The following is a 9,881-nucleotide window of genomic DNA, read 5'->3' as shown; positions in this document are numbered from 1 at the left end:
GCTTGATGTCGCCGCGTTCTTCGGCACGGCGCAGCATGGACATGGCAGCGCGGTCTTTCACGGAACCGGCAGGATTATCGCCTTCCAGCTTACCCAGGATGATGTTGCCGCGCGCCGCCGCATCCGCGCCGGGAATGCGCATCAGCTGGACGAGGGGCGTGTTGCCGATCAAATCGGCGATTGTCTTGTAAGCCATCGGATTCAGAAGCGTTGACCAAAACAGCCATTTTAAACCGGACCGGCCTGCATTGCTTAGAGCGAAAAACTCATATAGGAGTAGGCGTAACCCTCACCATCGATGCGGAACAGATCGGGAATCTCGCCCGTCTTCAAGAATCCCCTCTTAAGATAGAGTCCCACCGCCGGCGCATTCGCGCTGAGCACTTCCAGATCGATCCATTCCAGACGCTGCTCGCGCGCCCAGGCAATGGCCGTATCCAGCAGCGCCATACCCACGCCGCCACGGCGCACATCGCGGTGCACGCCCATGCCCAGCAAGGCGCGGTGCGCAGCGGCCGGTTCGGGACGCGAACGCAGATCGATGTGGCCCATGATGCCGCGCTCACTTTCGGCAATCCATACGCGGCGCCAGCCCGGCTRGCCAAACGCCGCCTGCGCCCCGCTGCGGAAAGCAGCCACTTTCTCCGGCGGGAAGCCCTGCCCGCGCGGCATCGGCTGGAACAGCGGCGCGCCATCGCGGCCGTTGTCCAGCAAGTGATCATTGAGGTAGCTGAAAAAGGTGTCCAGGTCCGTCGAGCTCAGAGATCGAATATGCATATGTAAATTTCAAGCAAGATTATTCAATTAGTTTACACTCGCGGTATCACAGGAGAATAGCAACATGAACGCCCCAGAATTTGAGCCCGAAGCCAACAAGGACGAGCAAGTAGCCACTGCAATGCCCGCGTCCCTGATGACGCGCCTGCACCAGCTGAACCCCGTATTGAATGAGCAGGAACTCAAGCGCATTGCGCGCTTCGGCACCACCCGCACCTATGGGCGCGGCGTGCGCATTCTGGAGGCAGGCCATACCACGTTCGGCATGATCGTCACCCTGAAAGGCACGATTGCCATCAGCCGCTACGACGGTCTGGGGAATTCCTCGCACATGACGGAACATGGCCCGGGCGAATTCACCGCCGAGGTATCGCAGCTGGCAGGCCGTCCATCGCTGGTGAACGCCATCGCGCAGACCGAAGTGGAAGCGCTGGTGATCCCGCCGGAGAACCTGCGTGCACTGGTGATTGCGGAAGCGGAGCTGGGCGAGCGCATCGTGCGCGCGCTGATCCTGCGCCGCGTGGGCCTGCTGGAATCCGAAGGCGGCGGTTTGCTGCTGGTATCCCCGCCGGGCAACGGCGCCTTGTTCCACCTGCGCGCCTTCCTGGAAAGTAACGCCCACCCTTACCGCGTGATCGATCCAAAGGATGATGCGCAAGCGCGCGCCCTGTGCGAGTATTACCAGCCGACGGCGGACGACTGGCCGCTGGTGGTGTGCCCTGACGGCGCCGTCAAAAAGAATCCAAGCCTGGCTGAAATCGGCCGCTGCCTCGGCATGCTGCCCGATCTCGATGGCGAGAAAGTGTGGGACGTGATCGTGGTCGGCGCTGGTCCTGCGGGCATGGCCACTGCGGTGTATGCAGGTTCGGAAGGCTTGTCGGTGCTGGCGCTCGAACAGCGCGCCTACGGCGGCCAGGCTGCGGCCAGTGCGCGTATCGAAAACTATCTCGGCTTCCCGACCGGTATTTCGGGCGGCGCTTTGGCAGGCCGTGCATATGTACAGGCGCAAAAATTCGGCGTTGAAGTCGCGATCCCGGCACCGGCTGCGCGCCTGATCTGCGACACCTATCCGCTGCAGGTGGAAACGGCTGAAGGCCAGCGCGTGAAAGCGCGTTCGGTGGTGCTGTCCTGCGGCGCGCGTTATCGCCGTCCGCCGCTGGCGAACATCAAGCAGTTCGAAGGCAAAGGCATTTACTACTGGGCCTCGCCGATCGAAGGACGCCTGTGCAAGTCGGAAGAAATCGTGCTGGTTGGCGGCGGCAACTCCGCAGGCCAGGCGGCCGTGTTCCTGTCCGGCTTCGCGAAAAAGGTGCATATGGTGATCCGTGGCGATGGTCTGAAAGCGACCATGTCCACCTACCTGATCGACCGCATCAAATCCACACCGAACATCGAACTGCACACGCACACTGAAGTGGTGGCGCTGGAAGGCGATGAAGAAGGATTGAAGCAGGTGCGCTTCCGCTGCAACGAGACGGGCGAAGAAGAGAATTGCGATGTATGCCGCATGTTCCTCTTCATCGGCGCCGATCCGAACACCGGCTGGCTGGAAGACTGCGGGGTGGACGTCGACCCGCAAGGCTTTATCCGCACCGGCTTCGACGTGACCAAGGCCCAGTGCCGCGCCAATTTCTCCAACGGGGTCTATCCGAAGAACATGCCGGAACGCGCATCACTGGAAACCAGTGTACCGGGCGTGTTCGCGATCGGCGACGTACGCGCGGGCTCCACCAAACGCGTAGCAGCGGGCGTTGGCGAAGGCGCGAATGTCGTTTCCCAGATCCACGCCTTCCTGGCTAACCTGCCGCGCTAATTGCCTTACATGCCGCGAAAGCGGTGCTGAAAGCGCTGGCTGACCGGGAGGCGTGCCAACTTTGCACTATCCGGAGAGTGTGCGGGGCGGCTTGCGATGAACGCCGCCCCGTGCGGATAAGCGCGTCCCGATCGGGATTAGCGCTGCGGCGAAGGGTAAGTCGCCGGGCTGACGTTGCCGTCCTTGTCGACCGCCTGTACGCCGAAGAAGACGTTGTCTTTCGACAGGGCGATCTTCGCTTCGGTCACATTGCCGACGTATTGGCTGCCCTGCCAGTCCGGGGCGCCAGTGTCGCGCCAGACGATCCGGTAGCCGGCCACGTCGGGTTCGGCGTTGGCTTGCCAGACGAGCGTGGAGTCGTTCTCCAATTGGGCCGTGCGCAGCTTGACTTGCTGCGGCGCGGCCGGCGCATTGGCCAGCGTCGCCAGTGCGGCGGCGTTCACGCGCGCGACCTGGGCGATGTAATTGAAGTCGTCGAACTCCGGCAGATCGCCGTAGACCTTGCCGTTTTCCGTGCGCAGGTTCTGGTGCTGGTGCGAGAAGTCTTCAGCCGGTTCGGTGAAGCGCAAGGCCGCGTAGCCGCGTTCCAGGAATGGCATGTGATCGCCGCCGCGCAGATAACGGTCACGTCGCTGGATCACGTTGACCTTGAAGCCGGACACATAACGCTCGCCCTGCTCTTTCACGTGGCGTGCCAGCTGGCGCGAGAGCGAATCGTTTTCGCCGCCGGTGGCCACCAGGCTGCGCACCACATCGCTGGTTTCCTTCTGCACCGGCAATCCTTCTGCGAACAGGCGCACTTGCTTGTCGTCCTTCTGGCCGGTGTCGGAATGGGAGCTGCCGATGATGTCATTGGTGAACATGCCGGCGATGTTGAGGTTCTTTTTCTTCGCTTCTTCCGCCCAGTGCGCCGCGCCCAGCAAGCCTTGCTCTTCCGCGGCCACGGTCATGAAGACGATGGTGGCATCGAACTTATATTTGGACATCACGCAGGCCATTTCCATCACGGCGGCGGTGCCGGATGCATCATCGTTGGCGCCGGGTGCATCGCCCTTGGCGTCCATGATGTCGGTGTTGCGCGAGTCGTAGTGGCCGCTGACGACGTACATGCGCTCACGCGATTCGGCTTGTGCGCCGGGCAGCGTGGCGACCACGTTGACGATTTCGGTGGGACGGCTGATGCGCGCCGATACAGGTGCGATATGGCTATCGAACGCTACTTGCAGATGGCCCGCACCGCACTTATCCATTTCCGACTTGATCCAGCGGCGCGCCGCGCCAATGCCCACGGTATCGGATTCCGTTTCGGACATGGTGTGGCGCGTCTTGAAGCTCACCAGCTTGCGGATGGTCGCTTCGATGCGCTGCGGCGAAATCTCCTTGACGATCTTGTCGACGTCAGGCTGATGGTGCGCCATATCCGGCGCTGCTGCCGTGCTGACGCCGGCGCTTGCTGCCAGCGCCGCCGCGAGCGCTGTCTGCTTCAAGTAGTGCATGTTCTCTCCCCGTCAAATGAACGCGCTATCATCGCACGCCAATGCCGAGGCTTGTGAAACATATTGTATGCATCAGGCGGGTAGTCCTTGTCGATGCAAGTGGCCGTCCGCGTCCTGCGCCAGCCAGGCAAAGCCGGACTGCTCAAGGAAGGGCAGCGCGCGCTCGCCCATCAGCATGGCGATGGTGCTGGTGCTGCCCGCCGTGATGGCCAACGGCGCCAGCACGCTCACCGAACGCCAGGCCGTCACCGGCATGCCGCTGCGCGGATTGAGGATATGGCAGTAGCGCCGTCCGTGCAGATCGAAGTAGCGTTCGTAGTCGCCCGAAGTGGCGAGGCTGCCCCGCACCAGGGCCAGCGATGCGATGGTGAGTTCGTTATTGCGGGGATTCTGAATACCGATGCGCCATGGGTCGCCGTCCGGCTGCGGACCAATCACGCTCATGTCGCCACCCAGATTCACATAGCCATAGCGCACGCCTTGTGCACGCAACACCGCTGCCGCGCGATCGGCCGCGTATTCCTTGCCGAAGCCGCCGAAGTCCAGCTCCATGCCCGCGACCGATAGCCGCACGGCGTCGCGCTGGCGCTCTACCTTCTCCCAGCCGACCAGCGCCAGCAGCTGCGCCAGCTCATCGCTGGAAGGCACGCGCGGTATGCTGAAATTCCAGGCCCGGCACAGCACACCGGAAGTGATGTCGAACAGACCCTCGCTGATCGCGTGCAGGCTGTTTGCATAGTCGAGCAGACTGCATGCTTCAGGCGACACAGTAATCCACTCGCCGCTGCCCGCCGACGCATTGATGCGGCCAACAACGCTGTCGCTGCGAAAGCGGGAGTAAGTGATTTCGATGCGCCGCACTTCATCAATCGCAGGCGCGGCAATGCGCTCGGCGTCTTCCTGGCTGGCCGCTTCCAGCATCAGCTGGCAAGGGCTGGCCATGGCCGTAAAGGTGACCTTCCACGCTACCACTGCTTGCTGACCCCAAGTTGCCACAGCTGCGCATCAAAGCGCGCCAGACCGGGACTGTCACTGCCGAAAATCCGCCACGAAGTTTGCTGGCGATATTTCTCGCCTTTGAACCAGACGTTCCAGCCATCGCCGAATTGCCTGGYCACGCGCAGGCCCAGCGTCACGGCACCAAAACCGGACAGGCGCTGATCCGCGGAAGTGAAGGCCGTGCTGCCAAACACATAGCCTGGCGGGAATGGCGGACCGAAACGCGGGTCGTACACGGGATCAAAATAGAAATCGGCCGCCGATTGCGTGTAGTAGCGCAGGCCCGGCGTGAGCGACCAGCGTTGCGGCAGCGGATGCTCCAGCTCCACGCCGAAGGTATGCGCGCGGATGCCGAAGCTGTCGCGGTAGAAGCGGTAGCTGCTGCGCAGCGCATCATGCTGCAGCGCGTGATTCCAGCGCAGCAGCACGCTGTCGCTGCCCCGTTCACGTGGACGGTTATCCAGCAGCTTGTAAGGATCGGAAAAGTAACCACGGCCGCGCACATGGGTGTAGTCGGCCTTGAGCACATCCCGTTTGCTCACAACCTGCTCCAGACTGGCCATCACTTCCGTGGTGTGGCGGCGCTCGTTCACCACCAGCAGATTGACCGGCGAGATGCGGTCGTTCGACACACCCAGCGATAGTCCCAGCGTGGTATTGCGGTCTTCCGTGGACCATGTGCCCGCAGCCGAATAGGCATGCGAGCGGTAGTCGTTCTCGTTCGACAGTGCCGCGCCCAGGCCCAGGGTGGCATGGCCGAAATAGCGCGTGACATGCACATCGCCTGCATTGCGTTTTTCGTCCATGCGCGAGGCGCCGGAAATTGCCGTGTGATAGCGCGGTGTAGCACCGGACAGGTGATCGCTGACCACACCGCCCTCCAGCAGCCACTGCCCCGCCACCGGCATCATCACGCGCAGCGATGGCGAGCGCACGCTGATGCGATCCAGACCCGGCTGATCGTCTTTGTAGTACAGATAGCCGACGCTGATTTCGCTGTAATCAGGCAGGGTCTGAGCTTGCGCATCCAGTCCCGGCAGGGCCAGCGCCGCCAGCATCAGCGCCTGGCCGGGATTGCGTTTGTCGTGCGGGCTGGTCATCAKTTGCACCCGCAGCCGCCACCGCCCACGCTGCCGGAACCGGAAGCGGCTTCCTTGCTGTCGTAGGTATGCGCATCGTAGGCTGTTTCCAGGCGGCTGCTGTCGAAGCGCATGGCGGGCCGCGCCAATGCGCCCTTCTCCCACGGTGCCACCGGCTGCACCATGCCGCATCCCGACAAGGCCGATGCCAGCAAAGTCAGGGCGATCCATTCACGGCTGCTCATGCATCCTCCTTCATGGTTTGAGGCTGGCGCGCACCTTCGCTTCCAGTTGCACGATATCGGCCTGGTTAAAACCCGAATGCATCCACAGCAGCTGGCCGTCGCGGCCCACCAGCGCACTGGTGGGCATGCCTTTGATGCCATAGGCTTTGGCCGTGGCCCCCGATGGATCATAGGCCACGGTAAAGCCGGCCGGCACGCGCGCCAGAAAGGCCGCGGCATCGGCGCGCTGTTCGTCGAGATTGATGGCGATGATCTGCAAGCCATCGGCGCCGTAGCGCTGCTGCAAGCTGCTCATCCAGGGAAATGAGTGCCTGCATGGTCCGCACCACGATGCCCAAAAGTCGACGTAGACAAGCTTGCCGCGCAGGGCCGCCAGACTCACCGTACCGCTATCGCCGGGCAGCGAAAAAACCGGCGCGGGCCCCGCCGCGCCGGCTGCAGCCGATGTTGCCACCGCAAGCAGCGCCACCGCCGCTGCTGCGGCGCGCTGCGAGATCATGGCGTACCTGCCGCAAACCATGCGGCCAGTTCGTCACGCTCCGATTGYGGCATATTGGTGATGTTCCCATAAGGCATAAACTGCGACTGCACTGCGTAAGTCTGAATATCGGCAGCACGCGCCCGGATTTGCGCTTCGGTATCGAACATGATGCCCAGCGGCGCCGGGTTGTAGCCCGGTTGCGTGGGATGCGCGGAATGGCATGGCACGCAGCGCTGCATGATGATTTGCTGGACCCGCGCGAAGGTAATGGTCGGCGGTGGCGGTGGCGGCGGTGCAGGCAAGGTGGCGTGGAAAGCGCCGCTGCCGCCGGCACCTGCGGTGTACTGCCAGTAGCCCGTTGCCAGGCTAGCTGCGAGGCGGATGCTGCCGGTAAACGTCGCGACACGTCCGCCAGTACCGGATAGCGTCATCGACAATTTTCCTCCGGTAGCCACGGTGCCGGTGCCCTGCAGATTGGCATTAACCGCGGGGATGCTCCACGTAGCCTGGACGTTGCCGTCCGTGCCCACCGTGATCGTCAGCGTATCGCCGTTGCCGACCGTGCCGCTGTACGTGCCCGCGTAATCGGACGGCGGATTGGATGGCGGATTGAAGCCATAAGGTATGTATTCAATGCCGTTCTTGATGGCAGGCAGAACCAGCGCCTTGTTTTCCGGCGATTCCGAGAAGCCGGTCAAATCCTCGGCACGGCTGATGGTGCGGCCTTCGGGATCAGTGCCGTTCAGATAGCTGAGGTGGAAGGCCAGCCCGTCCGGGTCGGGATCGCGCTTGAGCACATTGTGGTAGAGCAGCGTGACGAACTGGGTGTTATTGACATTGCCGTAGGTCTGCTGAAACTCGGGGCTGTCGATGAAGTTCTGTCCCACCTGGGCCAGGGTGCGTCCCAATCCTTCCAGCGCATTCATCTGGAAGCCCAGTCCGGGCAAGTCGGGCGCGCGGTTGAAGGCTGCCTGATAGAGGCGATAGGCCTGCCCTGCCACGCCATTCAGGTCCAGTGCAACCGCCGAGTCGGCAAAGCGCAGGCGCTGGCCAGCGGAGACTGTCTGCGATGTGCCGGTGAGGTTGTCTGTTACGGTAAAGCCGCCATTGCCGTTGTCCACCACGGCATACTGACTCAGATTGCCGGTGAACGTCACTTCCTGCAGTGGGGCTGATTGAATGACTGCGGCGGCCTGCCGAGGGGCGCTGCTGGCGCCGGGCATTTGGGTATCGCCTCCGCCGCAAGCTGTCAGAAATACAAAAACTGCGCACGTGCCGCTACGCAACAAGGAAATCCTCATTGAATCCTCCAACGATATTTTCGCAGCAGCACAACTATCTTACCATTGGATTAACGCGGTAGTGCGCCTTTTGTAACTATTTTTTAGCTACGGTTTCCTTGCGTGGAGCGCCTTCGCGGGACCTGCCGTTGACCTGCAGGCCGGCTTCGGACAGCTTGATGGCGTTTTTCTCGCCGATGCCTTTTACGCGCTTTTCCAGGTCGGGCCAGTCCTTGAATTCGCCCTTGGAGCGTTCTTCCAGAATGGCCTTGGACTTGGCCGGCCCGATGCCTTTGACGGAGTCCAGCGCCGCGGCGTCGGCCTTGTTGACGTCGACCTGTGCAAAGGCGATGCCCATGCAGACCATCCATGCAGCGACTGCCAGCAACAGTTTCCTGATCATGATGCCCTCCATTGTGTGAACGCGAGACGTCCTCGCTTCGGCACAACGGAGAGCAGCGGATGGCGTTGACGGCGCGTGCTGCGCGTTTGAGGCAGATCAATCAGCGGGCGACCAGCTCCACGCGGCGGTTCTTTGCCCGGCCCTCTTCGCTGGCATTGCTGGCGACCGGCGCCAGGTTGGCAACGCCGCGCGCGGTCAAGCGGCTGGCGGCGATGCCGTATTTGCTGCTCAGGGCTTCGGCGACGGCCTGTGCGCGCTTTTGCGACAGGCTCATATTCGCTTCGAATTCGCCCTGGTCGTCGGTGTGGCCGACGATGAAGACTTTCTGCTGCGGCTTGGCCTTCAGGGCTTGCGCCATCTGCTCCAGCTGTTCGGTGGATTGCTCGCGGATGACCGCTTTGTTGGTGTCGAAAGTCACGCCGTACAGGGCGATTTTGCCGTCGCGCTGGAGGCCGTCCTGGATGGCGCGCGTGTCAACGGTGACTTTGCCCGTATCCATTCTGGTGGGTTCGATGATCTGGATGAACTGGCGCACGCGGCCTTCTTCGCCGCCGCCCACCACGGCCACTTGCACATACATCGGACCAGCGGGCATCTGCTTGCTGGCGCTGATGTAGTGGAATTGCGGCTGGTTGGCGCTGTTGAAGATATTGGCCACCATCGGGTTGAAGGATTTCCAGTTCACTTCACGCGGCAGCTCCTGCACCAGGTTCTGCACCTTCTGCTTTTCGCATTGCTCCGTTTCGCACACAAAGAGGGTCTGGAAGCCAGCAGCGGTCAGGGCTTGCTGGAAGTTGCGGTGCACTTCGAGCGGGCTGCGTCCTTTTGGCCCCCAGTAGAAGCGGTTGCTGATGCGGCCTTCGACCGTGTGCAGCGTTGGCTTGGTTTGATCGAGTTGTACCAGCTTGGCCTGGCCGAGATTTTCGCCGCCCACCATGTACAGGCTGGAGCCTTCATAGCGATGCAGCATGGGATGGTCGGCGCCGCCGGGGATGTCTTTATCAAAGTTGATGCCGGCGATGGAGGTGGAGGCGGCTACCAGCAAGATAGCTGCGAGAGGAAGGTGGCGCATGCGATGTCCTGCTTTGAGTTGACGGGGATGTCAATATAGCAAAAACATGCGGCCGCACGCGCGGTAATCGGCGAGCAGGATCACCGCGACGCGCCGTCCCGCGACGCGGCTTCCGGCGGCGGCGATGTTGCGGGAATGGCGCGGCGATGGGAGGGCTGGGGGGCGCCCAAGCCGCCCGGGGGCGGCGCTTAGGCGCCGAACAGCTCGTCGCGGGTGACGGTGGCGGTGCCCAGTTT

The 9,881-nt window shown here is 62.5% G+C and carries 11 protein-coding genes; 1 reads left to right on the top strand and 10 read right to left on the bottom strand.

The window, feature by feature from the left end; genetic code table 11:
- On the bottom strand, positions 1–196 hold a 196-nt coding region (locus AB4Z11_RS12185; RefSeq protein WP_442025512.1), incomplete at its 3' end, for a pyridoxal-phosphate dependent enzyme.
- Between the two features lie 56 nt (positions 197–252).
- Positions 253–777 carry a GNAT family N-acetyltransferase gene (locus tag AB4Z11_RS12180; RefSeq protein ID WP_442025511.1) on the bottom strand — a complete coding sequence of 175 codons (525 nt, stop codon included), beginning with the start codon at positions 775–777 and terminating at the stop codon, positions 253–255.
- A gap of 64 nt (positions 778–841) precedes the next feature.
- Between AB4Z11_RS12180 and AB4Z11_RS12175 the strand changes: the two genes are divergently transcribed.
- Complete coding sequence (locus AB4Z11_RS12175) at positions 842–2,590, top strand: FAD-dependent oxidoreductase (protein ID WP_442025510.1); 1,749 nt, start codon at positions 842–844, stop codon at positions 2,588–2,590.
- Between the two features lie 137 nt (positions 2,591–2,727).
- Here the strand turns inward: AB4Z11_RS12175 and AB4Z11_RS12170 are convergent, their stop codons facing one another.
- From AB4Z11_RS12170 to AB4Z11_RS12135, 8 genes are all read right to left on the bottom strand, one after another.
- Positions 2,728–4,086, bottom strand: coding sequence for a M20/M25/M40 family metallo-hydrolase (locus tag AB4Z11_RS12170; protein ID WP_442025509.1), 1,359 nt, complete (start codon positions 4,084–4,086; stop codon positions 2,728–2,730).
- A 72-nt stretch (positions 4,087–4,158) separates the two neighbouring features.
- On the bottom strand, positions 4,159–5,082 hold the full coding sequence (locus AB4Z11_RS12165; protein ID WP_442025508.1) for an FAD:protein FMN transferase: 924 nt from the start codon (positions 5,080–5,082) through the stop codon (positions 4,159–4,161).
- Positions 5,052–6,185, bottom strand: a complete 1,134-nt coding sequence (locus AB4Z11_RS12160; RefSeq protein ID WP_442025507.1) for a DUF3570 domain-containing protein — start codon at positions 6,183–6,185, stop codon at positions 5,052–5,054. Before AB4Z11_RS12160 ends, AB4Z11_RS12165 begins: the two co-directional genes overlap by 31 nt.
- Complete coding sequence (locus AB4Z11_RS12155) at positions 6,185–6,409, bottom strand: DUF4266 domain-containing protein (protein WP_442025506.1); 225 nt, start codon at positions 6,407–6,409, stop codon at positions 6,185–6,187. Before AB4Z11_RS12155 ends, AB4Z11_RS12160 begins: the two co-directional genes overlap by 1 nt.
- Positions 6,410–6,419: 10 nt before the next feature.
- Positions 6,420–6,908: a TlpA disulfide reductase family protein gene (locus AB4Z11_RS12150; protein WP_442025505.1), complete on the bottom strand. Its 489-nt coding sequence runs from the start codon at positions 6,906–6,908 to the stop codon at positions 6,420–6,422.
- Positions 6,905–8,113 carry a DUF4214 domain-containing protein gene (locus AB4Z11_RS12145; protein WP_442025504.1) on the bottom strand — a complete coding sequence of 403 codons (1,209 nt, stop codon included), beginning with the start codon at positions 8,111–8,113 and terminating at the stop codon, positions 6,905–6,907. Before AB4Z11_RS12145 ends, AB4Z11_RS12150 begins: the two co-directional genes overlap by 4 nt.
- Positions 8,114–8,267: 154 nt before the next feature.
- On the bottom strand, positions 8,268–8,573 hold the full coding sequence (locus AB4Z11_RS12140) for a ComEA family DNA-binding protein (protein WP_442025503.1): 306 nt from the start codon (positions 8,571–8,573) through the stop codon (positions 8,268–8,270).
- A gap of 100 nt (positions 8,574–8,673) precedes the next feature.
- Positions 8,674–9,645, bottom strand: a complete 972-nt coding sequence (locus AB4Z11_RS12135) for an OmpA family protein (RefSeq protein WP_442025502.1) — start codon at positions 9,643–9,645, stop codon at positions 8,674–8,676.
- Positions 9,646–9,881 lie beyond the last annotated feature (236 nt).

Origin of the sequence: Pseudoduganella sp. RAF53_2, assembly GCF_052113985.1 — a bacterium.
In the GTDB taxonomy this organism is placed as follows: domain Bacteria; phylum Pseudomonadota; class Gammaproteobacteria; order Burkholderiales; family Burkholderiaceae_D; genus Rugamonas.
This window is presented reverse-complemented; position numbering and strand designations above follow the sequence as displayed.

What these genes read in the sequence shown, in the direction of transcription:
- AB4Z11_RS12175 (WP_442025510.1), top strand. Translation starts at nt 842, where the DNA reads ATGAACGCCCCAGAATTTGAGCCCGAAGCCAACAAGGACGAGCAAGTA.
- AB4Z11_RS12170 (WP_442025509.1), bottom strand. Translation starts at nt 4,086, where the DNA reads ATGCACTACTTGAAGCAGACAGCGCTCGCGGCGGCGCTGGCAGCAAGC.
- AB4Z11_RS12150 (WP_442025505.1), bottom strand. Translation starts at nt 6,908, where the DNA reads ATGATCTCGCAGCGCGCCGCAGCAGCGGCGGTGGCGCTGCTTGCGGTG.
- AB4Z11_RS12140 (WP_442025503.1), bottom strand. Translation starts at nt 8,573, where the DNA reads ATGATCAGGAAACTGTTGCTGGCAGTCGCTGCATGGATGGTCTGCATG.
- AB4Z11_RS12135 (WP_442025502.1), bottom strand. Translation starts at nt 9,645, where the DNA reads ATGCGCCACCTTCCTCTCGCAGCTATCTTGCTGGTAGCCGCCTCCACC.